The following is a 16,144-nucleotide window of genomic DNA, read 5'->3' as shown; positions in this document are numbered from 1 at the left end:
TAGGACGGGGGCATGCCGCGCATTGCCTTCTACCCCGGTTCCTTCGACCCCATCACCAACGGCCATCTGGACGTGGTCCGGAACAGCGTCCCGCTGTGCGACCGGCTGGTGGTCGCGGTCGGGATTCATCCCGGCAAGAAGCCGCTGTTCTCGACCGAGGAACGGCTCAAGATGCTGCATGACGTCTGCGGGCCGGTGGCGGCCGCAGCCGGCTGCACGCTCGAGGCCGTGACCTACGACGATCTCGCCGTCACCGCGGCGCGCAAGCATGGCGCCACCATCATGATTCGGGGCCTGCGCGACGGCACCGACCTCGACTACGAGATGCAGCTCGCCGGGATGAACGGCACCATGGCGCCCGACGTGCAAACCGTTTTCCTGCCGGCCTCCCCAATAGTCCGCCCGATTACCGGCACATTGGTGCGCCAGATCGCCGCCATGGGCGGCGACATCTCGGCCTTCGTACCGCCGCTCGTAGCCAGCCAGCTCAAGGCAAAGTTCGCCTGATAACGGCGCGTTTCCTTTCTCGTCTCTGATCCGGAGTTGTCATGATCCGAATTTTCGCAGTTTTTGCCGCGCTCCTGTTCGCGGTGCCGGCGTTCGCGCAAGCCTTGCCGGCCGGCCTCGACAAGGCCAACGCCATCGTCATCGACACCACCAAGGGCCGTATCGTCATCAAGCTGCGGACTGATCTGGCGCCGCAGCACGCCGAACGCATCAAGACGCTTGCGCGTGAGGGCTATTACAACAACGTGCCGTTCCACCGCGTCATGGACGGCTTCATGGCCCAGACCGGTGACGGCGAGAAGTTCAACGGCACCGGAGGTTCGAAATATCCGAATCTGAAGCAGGAATTCTCCAAGGTGCACTTTGCACGCGGCATCGTCGGCATGGCCCGGCGCGGCGACAGCGTCGACACGGCCAACTCGCAGTTCTTCATCATGTTTGCGGACGGCGGCAGCCTCGACAACCAGTACACCGTGATCGGCGAGGTCGTGCAGGGCATGGACGTCGTCGACAAGCTGAAGAAGGCACCGCCCGGCTCACCGAGCGGCAGCGTGACCGATCCCGACAAGATGGTGAAGGTCCAGGTCGCGTCCGACATCAAGTAGGATGGGACCATGGCGCGCTGCGGCAATAGGCTTTTGCTGGCTGCCGCGGTGCTGGTTTCAGGCGTCTCCGGCGCGACTGCGGGGGACGCAGAGGTCAACACCATCCAGGACATCTTCCAGCACTTGCGGACCTGCTGGAAGCCGCCGCCGGCCAGCAAGGCTCGCCCTCTCGACATCACCGTCGTCGTGAGCTTTAACCGGTCCGGAAACATTTTGGGCCATCCGAGAATTTCCTATGAATCCGCGGAAGCCTCCGACAATGACCGGCTGCAATACCGGATCGCGGTGATGGAGGCGTTGCAACGCTGCACGCCGATGCCATTTACCGACGCAATGGCCGGCGCCGCCGCAGGGCGTCCATTCGCGATCCAGTTCCGTAACCGCAAAACTTCACCTCCAACGCAAGAGAGACGAGCATGAGCGCCACCGAAAACACCCTGATCCTCGAGACCACGCAGGGCCCCGTCACCATCGAGATGCGTCCCGACCTGGCGCCCGGCCACGTCGCGCGCATCAAGGAGCTGGTCCGCGAGGGCTTCTACGACGGCATCGTGTTCCACCGCGTGATCGAGGGCTTCATGGCGCAGACCGGTTGTCCGCAGGGCACCGGCACCGGCGGCTCCGGCAAGAAGCTGAAGGCCGAGTTCAACAAGGAGCCGCATGTGCGCGGCGTCACCTCGATGGCGCGTGCGGCGAGCCCCGATTCCGGCGACAGCCAGTTCTTCATCGTTTTCGACGACGCCCGCTTCCTCGACAACCAGTATACGGTGTGGGGCAAGGTCACCGAGGGCATGCAGAACGTCGACAAGATCAAGCGCGGCGAGCCGGTGCAGAATCCCGACAAGATCGTCAAGGCGCGGATGGCGGCTGACGCCGAGTAACGCCTGCAGTCGTGCCCCGCTTCGGCGGGGCGCGGCAAGGTATCAAACGTGCGCACCGATCTCTTCGACTTCGATCTCCCGCCTGAGCGCATCGCGTTGCGTCCCGCGCATCCGCGCGACTCCGCGAAGATGCTGGTCGTGGAGAACGGCGCGCTGCGCGACCAGACCATTGCCGATCTCACGCAATGGCTGAAGCCGGGCGACCAGCTCGTCGTCAACGACACCAAGGTGATCGCGGCGCAACTCAAAGGCCGCCGCATCGGCCGCGAGACCGAGCCGAAGATCGAGGCGACACTGATCAAGCGGCTCGACGGCTCGCGCTGGCAGGCGCTGGTGAAGCCCGCGAAGAAGCTCACCGCCGGCGACCGCATCCGCTTCGGCAACGAAGGCAAGGTGTGCCTGCTCGGGCATCTCGATGCCGAGGTCGAGGCAAAGGGCGCCGAGGGCGAGGTGACGCTCTCATTCTCGTTCCATGGCCCCGCGCTCGACCAGGCAATCGCCGATCTCGGCAGCCCGCCGCTGCCGCCCTACATCGCTTCCAAGCGCACACCCGACGATCAGGATCTCGCCGACTACCAGACCATGTTCGCGGCGAATGAAGGCGCGGTCGCCGCGCCCACCGCGGGGCTGCATTTCACGCCGGCGCTGGAGCAGGCGCTGCGCGCGCGGGGCATCGGCGTCAATCGCATCACGTTGCATGTCGGGGCAGGGACGTTCCTGCCGGTGAAGGTGGACGACACCGACGGCCATAAGATGCATGCCGAGTGGGGCACGATCTCGACCGAGACGGCGGAGCGGCTCAACGCCGCGCGCAAGAATGGCGGCCGTATCATCGCGGTCGGCACGACGTCGTTGCGGCTGCTCGAAAGCGCAACGAGCGAGGACGGCACCATCCAGCCTTTCGCGGCCGAGACCTCGATCTTCATCACCCCCGGCTATCGCTTCCGCGCGGTCGATATTCTGATGACCAATTTCCATCTGCCGAAATCGACGCTGTTCATGCTGGTGTCGGCATTCTCCGGGCTCGAGACGATGCAGCAGGCCTATGCGCACGCGATCGCGAACGGGTACCGGTTCTATTCGTATGGGGATGCGTGCTTGCTGTTTCGGGCGGTGCCGTAGGGTGGGTTAGCTTTGGTCTCTCAGGAGGTTGTCCATCTGGTCTGAACCGAGGAAGCTGAGGTTGCGAAGCTTCAGTATTCCAAGGAAAGACCAGATGAACGTCCACAAGAATGCGCCTTTGACGCCCAAAGGTCGAGAGGCGATGGTGCGCAGCGTCGTCGAGGGCGGGCTGAGCCCAGCCGACGCGGCCCACCAGTTCAACACGACAGCGAAGACCGTTGCCAAATGGGTCAAGCGGTTCCGCGCGGAGGGTGTCGAAGGGTTGCGGGATCGCTCCTCGAGGCCTCTTTCATCGCCAAGCCAAACCCCGCCAGCCACGCGCGCCGCCGTCGAGACGTTGCGCCGGCAGCGCCACACCGGCAAGCAGATCGCAGCCGAGGTTAAGGTGTCGCCGGCCACTGTCAGCCGCATCCTTCGTCACTTGGGATTAAGCCGGATACGCGATCTGGAGCCCGCCGAACCGGTGCGCAGGTACGAACGCGAGCAGCCCGGCGAACTCATCCATATCGACATCAAGAAGCTCGGCAGGTTCGTCAGACCAGGCCACCGCATCACACACGATCGCCAGATGGGCGAAAGCCGTGGCGCCGGCCACGAGTTCGTCCACGTTGCCATCGACGATGCATCGCGCCTGGCCTTCTCCCAGATCCGGCAAGATCAAAAAAAGGAGAGCGCCATCGCCTTCCTCAAGGAGGCCGTCACCTACTACCGCAGCCTCGGCATGAAGGTCACCGGCATCATGACCGACAACGGCTCCTGCTACCGCGCCAAGGCCTTTGCCAGAGCGTGCAGCAAGCTCGGCCTCAAGCACATCTTCACCAGGCCCTACAGACCGCAAACAAACGGCAAGGCCGAGCGCTTCATCCAGACAGTGCTCCGTGAGTGGGCTTATGCTCGGGCCTACGACACCTCAGATCAGCGCGCCAAAAACCTGCCAATCTGGCTTCATCACTACAACTGGCATCGCCCGCACGGCAGTCTGCAAGCCAAACCACCCATCAGCCGCCTCGGCCTACCGATGGACGACCTCCTGAGATTCCACAGTTAGCCGTAAGGCGTAACCCACCACTTCTCTCTCTCCGAGTTGACAGTAAAGAGGTGGATTACGCCTTCGGCTAATCCACCCTACGCAACTTCCGTTACGCCATGACCCGCTGCGGCAAGAGCTCCGCGATCTGCACCGCGTTCAATGCCGCGCCCTTGAGCAACTGATCGGCCGCCACGAACATCGAGATCGAATGTCCGGAGGGGTCGCTCAGGTCCTTGCGGATACGGCCGACCAGAACGTCGTCCTGGCCCGAGGCGTCGATCGGCATCGGGAAGTAGTTCTTCACGCGGTCGTCGACGATCTTGACGCCGGGGGCCCGGGCCATGATGGCGCGGACCTGGTCCTCATTGATCGGCTTCTCGCATTCGAAGGTGATCGCCTCGCAATGGGCGCGCAGCACCGGCACGCGAACGCAGGTCACGCCGATCGCGATCTTGTCGTCCTCGAAGATCTTGCGGGTTTCCTTGATGACCTTGGTCTCTTCGTCGTTGTAGCCGGTCTCGGGGTCGACGGCGGTGTTGTGGTTGAACAGATTGAACGCGTAGGGGTGCGGCATCACCTTGGGCGTATAGACCTGCCCGTTGAGATTGGCGCGGGTGGACTCGACGAGTTCGTCCATCGCAGCCGCGCCGGCGCCGGAGGCGGCCTGGTAGGTCGAGATGATGACACGCTTGATGCGGTTCTTCTGGTGGATCGGCCACAGCGGCACCAGCGCGGTGATAGCGGCGCAGTTCGGGTTCGCGATGATGCCCTTGTGGTCGCGGATGCGGTGGCCGTTGACCTCGGGGATCACCAGCGGCACGTTCGGATCCATCCGGAACGCGGAAGAGTTGTCGACGACGACGGCACCGGCCTTGACGGCGATCGGCGCGAACGTCTTCGAGATGCTGCCGCCGGCGGAGAACAGCGCGATATCGACGCCCTCGAAGGCGCGCTCGGTCAGTTCCTCGATGACAACATCCTTGCCGCGGAATGACACCGTCTTGCCGGCCGAGCGGGCGCTCGCCAACGCCTTGAGCTTGCCGACGCGGAAGCCGCGCTTGTCCATGGTGGCGATGAATTCGGCGCCCACCGCACCGGTGACGCCGACAATCGCGACGACGGGATCGTTACTCACTTTGTCCTCCATTGCATTTCGGTTGAGCTGAGATTTAGGCAACAAAAAAGCCCCGGACCTGAGAGGCGGGGCTTCGGTAGAGCTGATTGCGTTCTAGTCGACGACTACAAGCGCACGCCTCCCCGGGCCCCGAAGGCCGTGGTGGTTTTGGTCGTGCGTTTGGTGGTCGTGAACATGGCGGCGATCTATGCGGGAGAGTCTTACGCCCGTCAATGGCTTTTCGGCGGGATTGTGGCGGTACCTACTTCCCGCGGGCGCCCGGCGGTTCCAGAAGGACCTCCTTGAGGTCGTCGCCGCTGATGACGACGATCGCGAAATTCAGCCGACCGCCTTCGCGCACGAGGCCGCCGCTGATCGCCTTGCCCGAGGCCGCGCGTTCGGCAACGTGCACGGCATCCGCGAGGCGGTGCCTGATCGCACCGAGCGCTGCCAGGTTGCTGCGATCGTCGAGGTCGAGTTCGGCGACGGGGAGGGCAGCTTCGCCGCCGACGAGTTCGCCTGTCGTGGCATTGATGGTGTGGCGCCAGATCCGGTCGTTGTGCAGCGTCTTCACCCGGTAGACCGGTACGCCTGCGGCTCCGTCGAAACTGACGTCCGCGGTGGTGGCGCCGGCGTGGCGGGCTTCCGCTATCGCCATGGCCTGGCTGATCGAGATCGAGGAGGTACGGAATCGTTCGATTTCGCGGCTGACGGCCTGGCGGTCCGCCTGGGCCTCACCATCTGTGTCGCTGTGAAGCGCGGTCGGCGTGCCCGTGGTCACGGTCGCCCGTGCTGGCACAGCGAGGAGCAGCGCTGGCAAGGCGATCGCAAGCAGTCGCGAGATCCGTCGTTTGGCTGTCGTCATGCTCGAAACCCTCGGCCAGCGAGTGTGCCGGATGATCGTAAAGAATTCGCGGCCGACCTTGGGCATCGGCCGGCCGCGGAGCGTCACGACGGGCTGTACCCGTTGCGGCGATCTTAGCGGTACGGACCACTTTGGGGCTGGTGAAAAAGCGGTCCGTATCGCTTATAACTAAACCATACCGTATCGTTTTATTTTGGTCAACGGGGCGGGCGTGGCCACGGCGGGAAACGTCGCAACTTCACGGAATTGTCAGCGGGCCGGGCGGCGCCGCGGCGTGCCCTTCGCGGCGCTCTGGACGCCGTCCGCACGTCCCAGCGCACCGGCCAGGAACAGCTTGATCGCGGCGCGCATTCGCTTTTCCGCGGCCTTCATCTCCGGCGGCGTTCCAAACGTCGCGAGGCGATGGTTGTGACCCACGACGACATCGAGGAATACTTCCGCAGCGATGGTGGTGTCGTCGACGTCGAGCGCGCCTTGCGCCACCAGATGGTCGAAGAAACGCGCCGTGGTGGCGACGGCTTTGAGCCAGCCTTCCTCTTTGCCGAGCTTGGCGACATCGGGGAAGTTGATGGCCTGTGACGTCATCATGCGGCTGAACGCGACGGCGTCGGGCCCGCAGGTGAAGGTCAGCATCTCTTTGCCGATCTCGACCAGCCGCTGCTCGACCGAAATGTCCGAGGCGCTGCCGAGCTGCGTTTCTGCGGCCGCCGACAGCGGTGCAAGCCAGCGTGCGATCTCGCGCCTCAGCACGGCTGCAAACAGGCCGCGCTTGTCGCCGTAACGGGAATAGACGGTAGGTTTGCTGACACGGGCCGCTTCCGCGACCGCATCGAGCGAGGTCGCGTCGAAACCGCGATCCAGGAACAGGCGGGTGGCGACCTCGATCAGCCGCTGGTCGCGCTCGATCGCGGCCGATTTCGTCGGCCGGCCGCCGCGCGATTTCGGCACTTCGCGCCGGGGCGCGGTGGTTCTTGTCCTGGTCGCAGTCAATCCCATGCCCGATGATCCCTGCGCGTGCCTGACGGTCGTACTTCGCTCTATATCGCGCAGGAGCGGGGGCGTCATCGCTAATCTGGCCGAATTGGCCGTATCGTCAACGGTTTCGGCACGGCGTCGTTCCGTCACCAGGGATCACGGCAGGTTCGACGTCCAGGCTTGGCCGGCCGCCGCCTTCTCATATCCGTATTGATACAGCGCGCGCATATAGGCGGTGTCGAACCCTTCCGAGGGCGGCGCGGGATAATCGCGCGCGATGTAGGAGAGATGGAAGCCGAGACGGTTGCGCTTGGCGAAGTCGTAGGTCGAGAAGATGATCGAGCGCGTCTGCGACTGCGTGATCGCCGACAGGCTGCGCGAAGCGACGTCGATCGTGCTGTTGGACACGAGCTCGAAATTGCGTTCGATCTTCTTGTTGACGAGGATGTAGATGTTCAGCCGCGCGTTGCCCGGCAGGCGGTCCTGCGTGAGCAGGGCTTCCGGCAGCGTCAGCACCGGCGCGGTCACGCCGCCGTCGACATGCATCTCCTGAAACTTGCGGCCCTGGCCTTCGGCGTCGATCATGATCGGCGGAAACACCAAGGGAATGCTGGCGGAGGCCGCCATCACGTCGCGAAACAGCTTGAGCGCCTCAGGCGTCCCGACCGCGGCGATCTTGCCCATGTCCCAGATCGCGGTGCGCTGGGTGTCGAGATCGGTCGTCACCACCAGGAGCTTCCGGCCTTTGGCATTTTCCCGCGCGACCTGCGCCATGAGCTCGGCTCCGACATAGCGGGCGACGAGCTCGCGCAGCCGCGTGTTGCCGAACAGGCCGGATCCGAACAGCACGCGCATGATGCTGGGATCGCTCAGCAGGCTCTCCGCGATGCCGCTGGTGTAGACCTCTCGCAGCGTGTCGTCATATTGCGATCCGAGATAGGCAAAGGGCGCGATCAGGCCGCCGGTGCTCACGCCCGAGACGACCGAGAAGGTGGGACGGGTGCGTGCCGCGGTCCAGCCGTTGAGCACGCCGACGCCATAGGCGCCATCGGCGCCGCCGCCCGAGAGCGCCAGATAGGATTTCGTCGCGGTGCTGGTGTCCTTCTCGAAGCTGAATTTCGTGACGGGCTCGTCGGCGTAGCGGCGCAAGCCGTCGATATCGAGCACGCGCGACGTGCTGGCTTCAGCTGCCGTATACGGCGTGCGGGGCAGGGAGGTGCAGGCGCCGAGCGCCAGGCTGCACGTCAGGACCAGGGCTCCGGTCAGGCGAGCACTTGTCAGCCTTGTCCAGCCACGCGAAGGACCGGACATATCATTCGAACATGAAGCGGGGGACATTGTCGGTGGCTGGCGATCACGCATCTGCTGCCGCCGGCAAATCTCGCCGCAGCACTCTCGTCCAGCCCCCAGAGAGAAACTACACTGTATCGTTCTGTTTGGCAAGATGCGGCGAATATCACGTCCGCGTCAAATGTGTCCCAGACTGATGCAGCAATCACGTCGCGGCGGGTTGATCGACCTCGCCTGACACGCAATAAGCACCGCCATGAATCCTCCTGATACCGCTCTCCCCAATCATTTCGAGCTGCTCGCCACCGATGGTGCTGCGCGCACCGGCCGCCTGACGACGCCCCACGGCGCCGTGCGCACGCCGGCCTTCATGCCGGTCGGCACCGCCGGCGCCATGAAGGGCATGCACTGGCGCGAGGTGCGCGATGCCGGCGCCGACATCGTGCTCGGCAACACCTATCATCTGATGCTGCGCCCCGGCGCCGAGCGGATCGCGGCCCTCGGCGGCTTGCAGAAATTCACCGGCTGGAACGGGCCGATGCTGACGGATTCCGGCGGCTTCCAGGTGATGTCGTTGTCGGACCTGCGCAAGGTCAGCGAGCACGCCGTCACCTTCCGCTCGCATATCGACGGCGCCAAGGTCGAGCTGTCGCCGGAGCGCTCGATCGAGGTACAGCGTTTCCTCGGCTCCGACATCGCCATGCAGATGGACGAATGCGTGCGGCTGCCGGCGGAGCGCGACGATATCGAGCGCGCGATGCAATTGTCGCTGCGCTGGGCCGAGCGCAGCAAGCGCGCTTTCGAGAGCGCGCCCGACGGCTACATGCTGTTCGGTATCGTGCAGGGCGGCGACATCCCGCAGCTTCGCCATCAAAGCGCGCGAGGTCTCGTCGAGATCGGTTTCCATGGCTATGCCATCGGCGGCCTTGCCGTAGGCGAGCCGCAGGCGGTGATGCTGGCGATGATCGACGAGACCGCGCCGGGGCTGCCGACGGAGCGGCCGCGCTACCTGATGGGCGTCGGCACGCCCGACGACATCCTCGAAGCCGTCAAACGCGGCATCGACATGTTCGATTGCGTGATGCCGACGCGCAATGGCCGGCATGGCGTCGCCTTCACCCGCTTCGGCCAGGTCAATTTGCGCAACGCGCGCCATGCCGACGATCCGCGACCGCTGGACGAAGAGAGCTCATGGCCATCGGCGCGCAACTACGCGCGCGCCTATCTGCACCATCTCGTCAAGGCCGGCGAGACGCTGGGCGCGATGCTGCTGTCCGAGATCAATATCGCCTACTACCAGTTCCTGATGCAGGGCATCAGGGACGCGATCGCACACGGAAAATTCGAGGAATTCTATCAGCGTACGCGCGAGGACTGGGCGAGGGGCGACATCGCCCCGCGCTGAGGCGTGACAGGCGTCAGTTGCAGACGATCCGCTGCTTGACGGCGTGCTTGGTCACGAAGCCGTAGCCGCAGGTGTCGCAGGTCCAGAGATAGCTGATCACGTGGTCGGACACATACGCGGAGGCTTCGGCTGCGACCATGGAGTCGGCGCAGACGGGACAGGTGGGCAACTCGCTACAACGCGGATCGCGGTGGTGCGTGACGGTCGACAGCACTTCAGCAACTGCTGACATCGTGGTGACCTCCCTGCTTTGAGATCTAAGTCTAACATAAGCAGAATCAGTTGACGAGGTCGCAACACAAATGCGTTGGTTTTCTGCTAATTGAAGCTCACGCGATTTTGCGATGCAGCGTATTTAACATGTGCCGCATTGTCGCTTGCGTGTCGTCACAGGCTGTCCGTAACTGCGCAGAAGCTGCGATCAAAGTGCGAATTGTCGTCACAGGGAGTTCATCATGGACGCATCGTCCGAGAAGGCTGCAAAAGCGGGTGCAGCGCACCAACCCGGCCGCGGCCGGGTTTATAATTCCATCGTCGAAGCTTTTGGCGACACGCCGATCGTGCGGTTGCAGCGACTGCCGGGCATGCAGGGCGTGAACGCGACGATTTTGGCAAAACTTGAATATTTCAATCCCGCCGCCAGCGTGAAGGATCGCATCGGCGCGGCCATGATCATCGCGATGGAGAAGGCCGGCATCGTCAAGCCCGACACCGTGCTGATCGAGCCGACCTCGGGCAATACCGGAATCGCGCTCGCCTTCGTCGCGGCGTCACGCGGTTACCGGCTCAAGCTGGTGATGCCGGAATCCATGTCGATCGAGCGGCGCAAGATGCTGGCCTTTCTTGGCGCAGAGCTGGTGCTGACGCCGGCTGCGCAAGGCATGAAGGGCGCGATCGCCACCGCCGAGGAGCTGTTGAAGACGACGCCGAACTCGGTGATGCCGCAGCAATTCAAGAATCTCGCCAATCCCGAGGTGCACCGCCGCACCACCGCGGAGGAGATCTGGAACGACACCGGCGGCAACATCGATTTCTTCGTCGCCGGCGTCGGCACCGGCGGTACCATCACCGGCGTCGGCCAGGTGCTGAAGCCGCGTAAACCCTCGCTGCGCGTGGTCGCCGTCGAGCCGGAAGAGAGCCCGGTGCTATCAGGGGGCCAACACACGCCGCACAAGATCCAGGGCATCGGCGCGGGCTTCGTGCCTGACATTCTCGACCGCTCGGTGATCGACGAGATCGTGAAGATCAATTCGACGACGGCGATCGAGACCGCGCGGGCGCTGGCGCGGCACGAGGGCATTCCCGGCGGCATCTCCTCGGGCGCCGCGATCGCGGCAGCGCTCGAGATCGGCAAGCGGCCGGAAGCCGCGGGAAAAACCATTCTGGCTATAGTGCCGTCCTTCTCAGAGCGGTATCTTTCGACGGCTCTGTTTGAAGGAATTTAGCACATGGCGGATCAACCACCGAGGCGGCCACGCACGCTTGGCGATGCCAGGACCGAGGCCGAGGCAGCGTTCAAGAAAGTGACCGCCAAAGTCGCCGTGGCGCCGCCGAAGCCAAACGTGGCGCCGGGGATCAAGGAGCAGGTCAGCCTGCGCATTGACCAGGACGTGCTCGAGTTCTTCCAGGAGGGCGGTCCGGGCTGGCAGGACCGCATCAACGAGGCGCTGCGCAAGGCCGCGGGGAAGTAGGCGCCGGTTGCCAGAGGGCACCGGAAGCCGGCGTGCGCGAGGATGCCGGCGGCGAGCTCAGAGCACCTGTGACAGAAACCGCTGCGTTCGCTCGTCCTTGGCCGCCGTAAACAATGTTTCCGGCGGCCCGTGTTCGACGATCACACCGCGATCGGTGAAGTAGACGTGGTCGGCGACCTCCCGGGCGAAGTTCATTTCATGGGTGACGAGGAGGCAGGTCATGCCGTCCTCGGCCAGCTCCCGGATGGTGACCAGGACCTCCTTGACCGTTTCCGGATCAAGGGCGGCGGTGACTTCGTCGAACAGCATGATGTCCGGTCGCATCGCCAGCGAGCGGGCGATGGCGACGCGCTGCTGCTGCCCGCCGGAGAGTTCGCCGGGATAGGTGTCCTCCTTGCCCGCGAGCCGGACCTTGGCAAGCAGCGCCCGGGCGCGCGCTTCGACCTCGGCGCGCTTCTGGCCGAGGACATGGATCGGCGCCATCATCACGTTCTGGAGCGCCGTCTTGTGCGGGAAAAGGTTGTACTGCTGAAAGACCATCCCGACCTTGCGACGAAGCGCCAATTTGTCGAGCCTGGGATCGGACACCTCGATGCCTTCGATTTGAATGCTGCCGGACGAGATCGGTTGAAGGGCATTGATGCAGCGGATCAGCGTCGATTTCCCCGATCCGGACGGGCCGATGATACAGATCACCTCGCCCTTCCTGACCGACAGGCTGATGCCTTTCAGGACCTCGAGAGCTCCGAATGATTTTTTGACGTCGACCAATTGGACGATCGGCTGATCCGGAGTCCAGCTCGTGGCCATGCTCTGCTTCCCTCAGCGTACGCGGAACCGACGCTCGAGACGAGCGGTCCAGAGGTTGATCGGATAACAATAGAGAAAGAAACACAGCAGGGCGAAACCGTAGAGCGGCGCGAACAGCTCCGGTCTGCCGCCTTCGGCGGCATGCACTTGAGCCGTCAGCGTGAGCATTTCCGATACGCCGACGATCGATGCGAGGACCGTCGACATCGCGACCAGCGCATAGATGTTCATCCAGGGCGGCAGCATCCGCTTGATGCACTGTGGCAGCATGATCAGCCACATCGTCTGCCGCCGCGTGAATGAGAGCGATTCCGCAGCCTCCCATTGCGTCGACGGAACGGAGCGGACCGCGCCACGTACGACCTCGGCGACGTTCGCCATGACGGGCAATGCGAAGCCCACCGTCGCCTTGACCCAATCCGGCAAGGGGATGGTGGTCTTGAAGACGGTGATCTGGAAAGGCACCAGAAACATGATGAAGAACAGCAGCACCAGCCAGGGCGCGTTGCGGAAGAATTGAGTGAGGAGCCAGCTGACGGCGGCGAGCGGCCGGAACTCCGACAGCAATCCCAGACCCAGGCCAAGCCCGGCGGCGGTCCCCAGCAGCATCGCCAGCAGGGAGATCAGGATGTTGAAGGCGAACCCTCGCAGCAGGAGCGGTGACCACTTCACGATGACCTGCAACGGGGACAGCATCGTCGGTCCGGCCTGCGCCCACGCGGTGGATGCCGCCATGATGGCGCAGAAGCAGAGGATCGCAGCGGATAGGGGACCGATCCGAATGGACATGCGGGACGGCGCGAGACGATACGGCAGAAGGACGGCGAGCCGGTGCTCGGAGCGGTCGGTCTTCATCGCGCATATCCGGGGATGCGCATCGCCCGCTCCCAGCGATGCATCAGCCAGACGAGGACGCCAACAAGGATGCCGTAGGTCGCCAGCAACACGATCATCATTTCGAGGACATTCTGCGATTCCGACCAGATCTGCTTGACGGCGTATAGCGTGTCGGGGACGGCGATCGCGTAGGCGAGGGTGGTGGTCTTGAGCAGGTTGACGAGGTTGTTGTTCAGTGCGGGAAGACAGACGCGAATGGCCAGCGGCAGGACGATATGGACGTAAGCCTTGAGGCGCGTGTATCCGAGCGCCTCCGCGGCTTCGATCGTCGTCCTCGGCACCGCCTCAATTCCGGAGCGGAAGATTTCGACGTTGAAGGCGGCCGCGAACAGTGACAGCGAAATGATGGCCCATTGAACGTTGCTCAGCAGCGGAACGCGCATGCCCGCCGCCTCGACGGCCGGAAGCAGGTTGCCGAGGCCGAAATAGAAAAAGAAGAGCTGGACCAGCGGGGGCGTGTTGCGGAACACCACCACGAAAGCATTGACGGGCAGCCGCAACAACACGGACGGACTGCCTTGCATCAAGGCGCCCACCGCACCGAGGATGAGGCTTAGCAGGATGGTCGTGACACTCAGAAACAGCGTCATCTTGAGGCCGCCGAGATAGCGGCCCCAATCATACGCGTCGTAGAACACGGAGAAATTCAGCCCCGTCGTCTCGTAGAGCTGCTGAAACCAGTCGCCGATGGCCTGCATGTTGCGCGACACCGAAGTGTTGAGGCGATGCCTTGTATCAGTGCATTGGTTCGACCTGTCCGGAGCGCGAGGTGGTCATGGCGCTCCGCTTCGCGCGTCTATTTGTCCTTGTACTGCTCGTGCATGGAGAGTGAGTACTCGGTCGGTGTAATACCCCACTTCTTTTCAGCTGCCACGATGAAGCCGGTCTTCATCCAGTCCTTCGTCGTGTCTTCGAGCAGCTTCTGAAGGCTGGTGTTTTCGAGCGCGACGGCGATCATCCATGGCGATGGCAGAACGCCTTTGAGCGGGAGGTCGTAGTCCGTCTTCCACTCGTCTTCGAGCAGTTTACCTTGCAGGAAGGTCTGATCGTAGACATAGCCGATGCAGTTGCCCTGCTTCATGGCGAACAGGGGCTTCTCCGAGCCGTCAAACGCAACAATCTCGGGGCCGTATGATTTGGCGACGTCCCTGTTGTACCAGGCTCCCGACGTGGCGCAGACGGGTTTTCCCTTCAGGTCGGCCCAGTCCTTGATGCCGGCCTTCTTGTTGAGAAGGATGTTCACGTAGTCCGAATAATACAGCGGTTCGATGGCTTGAACGACGCGGCGGCGTTCCGGCCTGTCCGACATGGTCGCGATCAGCAGGTCAATCTTTCCCTGCTGAAGAAACTCGATCCTGTTCGAGGCTCCGACCGGAACGAGCTCGAGCTTGACGCCGAGGCGCTTGGCGATGTCCGCAGCAAAATCCGGCTCGATACCGACCACGTTGCCCGAGGGGTCGCGGAAGCCGAACGGCTTGTAGTCCGCCTTGACGCCGACATTCAACGTGCCGCGCTGCCTGATGGCATCGACGCCGTCAGCGGCTCGAGCGCCGCCGAACATCAGCAGCGCCGCGGCACCTGCCATCATGGAAAGGACAACGTTTCTCATCGGATGACGCCTCCAGGATTGAAATCACGACGCGGGTTGCGTGTGCTTCTTCGAGATACAAGGCTCGTGCCAAATCTCACGAAAATCGCGAGACGGAGAATGGAGTGAGGTCGATCGCGCTTCGAGCGTCGGTTGCCATCCCTGCGACGACGTTGCCGATTCCTGCCGAGTGCTTGAAGCCATGGCCCGAGCAGGCCGAGACGACGAAGACGCGGTCCTGTTCGGGATGCCGGTCGATGATGAAGCCACGATCGGGTGTCACAGTGTAGAGACAGGCGGCTGCGTGCGCGACACGAGGCGTGGCGCCTGCAAGCCGACCTTTGACGTGCTCGTTGTACATCTTGGCCGACTCGCTCGGATCGACGGTGCGGTCGATCGTGTCGGCCGTCGTGCTGGTCTCGTATTGCTCGGTTGCGACCTTGAGGCGACCATCGCCTGGCAGCGGCGGGAAGCCGTAGAGGTAGTCGACGTCCGTCGCACCGTGCATCCAGATGAACACAGGGGCGTTGGCGCGATACGCGCTGGTATCGTCGAGCTCGTACCAATGCAGGACCTGCCGCTTCACCGAAAGCACGCGGTCAAACGGCGCGCCGAGAAGGTGAGCATTCCAGCCGCCTGCCGATACCACGACCTTGTCCGCCTCGAACGTGCCCGAGGAGGTTTCCACCTGAACGGCGGAGCCTTTCTGCGCGATCGAGAGAACTCCGACTCCCGTGCGTATCGTTGCCCCGAGCTGCTCCGCGCGCGTCAGTTGCGCCTTGATACAGCGCTCCGGAAAAACGTATCCCCCGCCGGGCTCGTAATAGGCTTTCTCGTTGCCCTGGAGATTCAGGAATTGCGGGAAGCGATGGGTCACCTCCCGCCCGTCGATCACTTCATGAGCGATGTTGAAGTCACGCGCCGCGCCAATTGAACGTGCGACGAAATCGGGTTTGCCATGGTGCGACGTCTCGCCGACACCGGGCGCCATAACGACGAGGCCGCATGGGTTCAGCAGCTCGGCGGATGTCTCGGCTTCTAGCTCACGCCAGATCCGGTGGGTATCCAGCACCAGGGGCACGTAATCGCGGCCTTCACCGACCGCCTGCCGGGTGATGCGGGTTTCGCCGTGGCTGGATCCCATCGTGTGGGGCGGGGCGAAGCGATCAAGGCCGACCGCCTTCACCCCTCGTTTGGCCAGTTGATAGAGCGCCGCGCTGCCCATGGCACCGAGGCCGATCACCAGAATATCCGCTTTCTCGCTCATCGATCGAACTGCTTAATTGTAAGGACAGGCCGAAGTCTGCTTTCAAATGCGGCTCTCCTACAAGGATAATTCATATAATGAAGGAAGTTTGCATCTT

The 16,144-nt window shown here is 63.4% G+C and carries 19 protein-coding genes; 9 read left to right on the top strand and 10 right to left on the bottom strand.

Annotated elements, in window-relative coordinates:
• Positions 1 to 12: 12 nt before the first annotated feature.
• From coaD to AB7532_RS19260, 6 genes are all read left to right on the top strand, one after another.
• A complete protein-coding gene (gene coaD, locus AB7532_RS19285; RefSeq protein WP_441236346.1) occupies positions 13 to 507 on the top strand; it encodes a pantetheine-phosphate adenylyltransferase in 495 nt (164 codons plus the stop codon).
• 41 nt (positions 508 to 548) lie between these two features.
• Positions 549 to 1,112 carry a peptidylprolyl isomerase gene (locus AB7532_RS19280; protein WP_441236345.1) on the top strand — a complete coding sequence of 188 codons (564 nt, stop codon included), beginning with the start codon at positions 549 to 551 and terminating at the stop codon, positions 1,110 to 1,112.
• 9 nt (positions 1,113 to 1,121) lie between these two features.
• On the top strand, positions 1,122 to 1,532 hold the full coding sequence (locus AB7532_RS19275) for a hypothetical protein (RefSeq protein WP_441236344.1): 411 nt from the start codon (positions 1,122 to 1,124) through the stop codon (positions 1,530 to 1,532).
• On the top strand, positions 1,529 to 1,993 hold the full coding sequence (locus AB7532_RS19270; protein WP_441236343.1) for a peptidylprolyl isomerase: 465 nt from the start codon (positions 1,529 to 1,531) through the stop codon (positions 1,991 to 1,993). Before AB7532_RS19275 ends, AB7532_RS19270 begins: the two co-directional genes overlap by 4 nt.
• A 48-nt stretch (positions 1,994 to 2,041) precedes the next feature.
• Entirely contained in the window at positions 2,042 to 3,115 is a 1,074-nt protein-coding gene (gene queA, locus AB7532_RS19265) for a tRNA preQ1(34) S-adenosylmethionine ribosyltransferase-isomerase QueA (RefSeq protein WP_441236342.1), read from the top strand.
• A gap of 94 nt (positions 3,116 to 3,209) precedes the next feature.
• Positions 3,210 to 4,163 (top strand): IS481 family transposase, encoded by a 954-nt coding sequence (locus AB7532_RS19260; protein ID WP_441232939.1) that lies wholly within the window; start codon positions 3,210 to 3,212, stop codon positions 4,161 to 4,163.
• Between the two features lie 91 nt (positions 4,164 to 4,254).
• Here AB7532_RS19260 and AB7532_RS19255 read toward each other — a convergent pair whose 3' ends face one another.
• The 4 genes from AB7532_RS19255 to AB7532_RS19240 all read right to left on the bottom strand — a co-directional run bounded on the left by AB7532_RS19255 (position 4,255) and on the right by AB7532_RS19240 (position 8,410).
• A complete protein-coding gene (locus AB7532_RS19255; RefSeq protein ID WP_441236341.1) occupies positions 4,255 to 5,292 on the bottom strand; it encodes an aspartate-semialdehyde dehydrogenase in 1,038 nt (345 codons plus the stop codon).
• A gap of 229 nt (positions 5,293 to 5,521) precedes the next feature.
• A complete protein-coding gene (locus tag AB7532_RS19250; protein ID WP_441239308.1) occupies positions 5,522 to 6,124 on the bottom strand; it encodes a PepSY domain-containing protein in 603 nt (200 codons plus the stop codon).
• 249 nt (positions 6,125 to 6,373) lie between these two features.
• Positions 6,374 to 7,120 (bottom strand): TetR/AcrR family transcriptional regulator, encoded by a 747-nt coding sequence (locus AB7532_RS19245; RefSeq protein ID WP_441236340.1) that lies wholly within the window; start codon positions 7,118 to 7,120, stop codon positions 6,374 to 6,376.
• A 135-nt stretch (positions 7,121 to 7,255) separates the two neighbouring features.
• Positions 7,256 to 8,410: a patatin-like phospholipase family protein gene (locus AB7532_RS19240; RefSeq protein WP_441236339.1), complete on the bottom strand. Its 1,155-nt coding sequence runs from the start codon at positions 8,408 to 8,410 to the stop codon at positions 7,256 to 7,258.
• A 235-nt stretch (positions 8,411 to 8,645) separates the two neighbouring features.
• On the opposite strand from AB7532_RS19240, the gene tgt reads away from it, so the two are divergent.
• The gene (gene tgt / locus AB7532_RS19235; protein ID WP_441236338.1) at positions 8,646 to 9,794 is read left to right on the top strand and encodes a tRNA guanosine(34) transglycosylase Tgt; all 1,149 of its coding nucleotides are present in this window, start codon (positions 8,646 to 8,648) and stop codon (positions 9,792 to 9,794) included.
• Between the two features lie 13 nt (positions 9,795 to 9,807).
• On the opposite strand, the gene AB7532_RS19230 is transcribed toward tgt, so the two are convergent.
• Positions 9,808 to 10,026: a hypothetical protein gene (locus tag AB7532_RS19230; RefSeq protein ID WP_441236337.1), complete on the bottom strand. Its 219-nt coding sequence runs from the start codon at positions 10,024 to 10,026 to the stop codon at positions 9,808 to 9,810.
• Positions 10,027 to 10,249: 223 nt separating this feature from the next.
• Between AB7532_RS19230 and cysK the strand changes: the two genes are divergently transcribed.
• Positions 10,250 to 11,239 (top strand): cysteine synthase A, encoded by a 990-nt coding sequence (gene cysK / locus AB7532_RS19225; protein WP_441236336.1) that lies wholly within the window; start codon positions 10,250 to 10,252, stop codon positions 11,237 to 11,239.
• Positions 11,240 to 11,242: 3 nt separating this feature from the next.
• Entirely contained in the window at positions 11,243 to 11,485 is a 243-nt protein-coding gene (locus AB7532_RS19220; protein WP_441236335.1) for a BrnA antitoxin family protein, read from the top strand.
• 57 nt (positions 11,486 to 11,542) lie between these two features.
• Here the strand turns inward: AB7532_RS19220 and AB7532_RS19215 are convergent, their stop codons facing one another.
• From AB7532_RS19215 to solA, 5 genes are all read right to left on the bottom strand, one after another.
• Positions 11,543 to 12,295 (bottom strand): amino acid ABC transporter ATP-binding protein, encoded by a 753-nt coding sequence (locus tag AB7532_RS19215; protein ID WP_441236334.1) that lies wholly within the window; start codon positions 12,293 to 12,295, stop codon positions 11,543 to 11,545.
• 12 nt (positions 12,296 to 12,307) lie between these two features.
• Complete coding sequence (locus AB7532_RS19210) at positions 12,308 to 13,150, bottom strand: amino acid ABC transporter permease (protein ID WP_441236333.1); 843 nt, start codon at positions 13,148 to 13,150, stop codon at positions 12,308 to 12,310.
• Complete coding sequence (locus tag AB7532_RS19205) at positions 13,147 to 13,890, bottom strand: amino acid ABC transporter permease (RefSeq protein WP_441236332.1); 744 nt, start codon at positions 13,888 to 13,890, stop codon at positions 13,147 to 13,149. The genes AB7532_RS19210 and AB7532_RS19205 overlap by 4 nt, the downstream gene beginning before the upstream one ends.
• A 98-nt stretch (positions 13,891 to 13,988) precedes the next feature.
• A complete protein-coding gene (locus AB7532_RS19200; RefSeq protein ID WP_441236331.1) occupies positions 13,989 to 14,801 on the bottom strand; it encodes a transporter substrate-binding domain-containing protein in 813 nt (270 codons plus the stop codon).
• 76 nt (positions 14,802 to 14,877) lie between these two features.
• On the bottom strand, positions 14,878 to 16,047 hold the full coding sequence (gene solA / locus AB7532_RS19195; protein ID WP_441236330.1) for an N-methyl-L-tryptophan oxidase: 1,170 nt from the start codon (positions 16,045 to 16,047) through the stop codon (positions 14,878 to 14,880).
• Positions 16,048 to 16,144: the final 97 nt, after the last annotated feature.

The sequence above is a fragment of the Bradyrhizobium sp. 930_D9_N1_4 genome, from assembly GCF_052076015.1.
Classification (GTDB): Bacteria; Pseudomonadota; Alphaproteobacteria; order Rhizobiales; family Xanthobacteraceae; genus Bradyrhizobium.
The sequence above is the reverse complement of the archived record's forward strand: the minus strand, read 5'-3'. Positions and strand labels throughout refer to the sequence as shown.

Coding starts and splice junctions, on each gene's coding strand:
- AB7532_RS19240 (WP_441236339.1), bottom strand. CDS start 8,410: ATGTCCGGTCCTTCGCGTGGCTGGACAAGGCTGACAAGTGCTCGCCTG.
- AB7532_RS19270 (WP_441236343.1), top strand. CDS start 1,529: ATGAGCGCCACCGAAAACACCCTGATCCTCGAGACCACGCAGGGCCCC.
- AB7532_RS19205 (WP_441236332.1), bottom strand. CDS start 13,890: ATGCAGGCCATCGGCGACTGGTTTCAGCAGCTCTACGAGACGACGGGG.
- AB7532_RS19260 (WP_441232939.1), top strand. CDS start 3,210: ATGAACGTCCACAAGAATGCGCCTTTGACGCCCAAAGGTCGAGAGGCG.
- AB7532_RS19210 (WP_441236333.1), bottom strand. CDS start 13,150: ATGAAGACCGACCGCTCCGAGCACCGGCTCGCCGTCCTTCTGCCGTAT.
- AB7532_RS19255 (WP_441236341.1), bottom strand. CDS start 5,292: ATGGAGGACAAAGTGAGTAACGATCCCGTCGTCGCGATTGTCGGCGTC.
- AB7532_RS19220 (WP_441236335.1), top strand. CDS start 11,243: ATGGCGGATCAACCACCGAGGCGGCCACGCACGCTTGGCGATGCCAGG.
- AB7532_RS19245 (WP_441236340.1), bottom strand. CDS start 7,120: ATGGGATTGACTGCGACCAGGACAAGAACCACCGCGCCCCGGCGCGAA.
- cysK (WP_441236336.1), top strand. CDS start 10,250: ATGGACGCATCGTCCGAGAAGGCTGCAAAAGCGGGTGCAGCGCACCAA.
- AB7532_RS19275 (WP_441236344.1), top strand. CDS start 1,122: ATGGCGCGCTGCGGCAATAGGCTTTTGCTGGCTGCCGCGGTGCTGGTT.
- AB7532_RS19215 (WP_441236334.1), bottom strand. CDS start 12,295: ATGGCCACGAGCTGGACTCCGGATCAGCCGATCGTCCAATTGGTCGAC.
- coaD (WP_441236346.1), top strand. CDS start 13: ATGCCGCGCATTGCCTTCTACCCCGGTTCCTTCGACCCCATCACCAAC.
- AB7532_RS19200 (WP_441236331.1), bottom strand. CDS start 14,801: ATGAGAAACGTTGTCCTTTCCATGATGGCAGGTGCCGCGGCGCTGCTG.
- tgt (WP_441236338.1), top strand. CDS start 8,646: ATGAATCCTCCTGATACCGCTCTCCCCAATCATTTCGAGCTGCTCGCC.
- AB7532_RS19280 (WP_441236345.1), top strand. CDS start 549: ATGATCCGAATTTTCGCAGTTTTTGCCGCGCTCCTGTTCGCGGTGCCG.
- AB7532_RS19230 (WP_441236337.1), bottom strand. CDS start 10,026: ATGTCAGCAGTTGCTGAAGTGCTGTCGACCGTCACGCACCACCGCGAT.
- solA (WP_441236330.1), bottom strand. CDS start 16,047: ATGAGCGAGAAAGCGGATATTCTGGTGATCGGCCTCGGTGCCATGGGC.
- AB7532_RS19250 (WP_441239308.1), bottom strand. CDS start 6,124: ATGACGACAGCCAAACGACGGATCTCGCGACTGCTTGCGATCGCCTTG.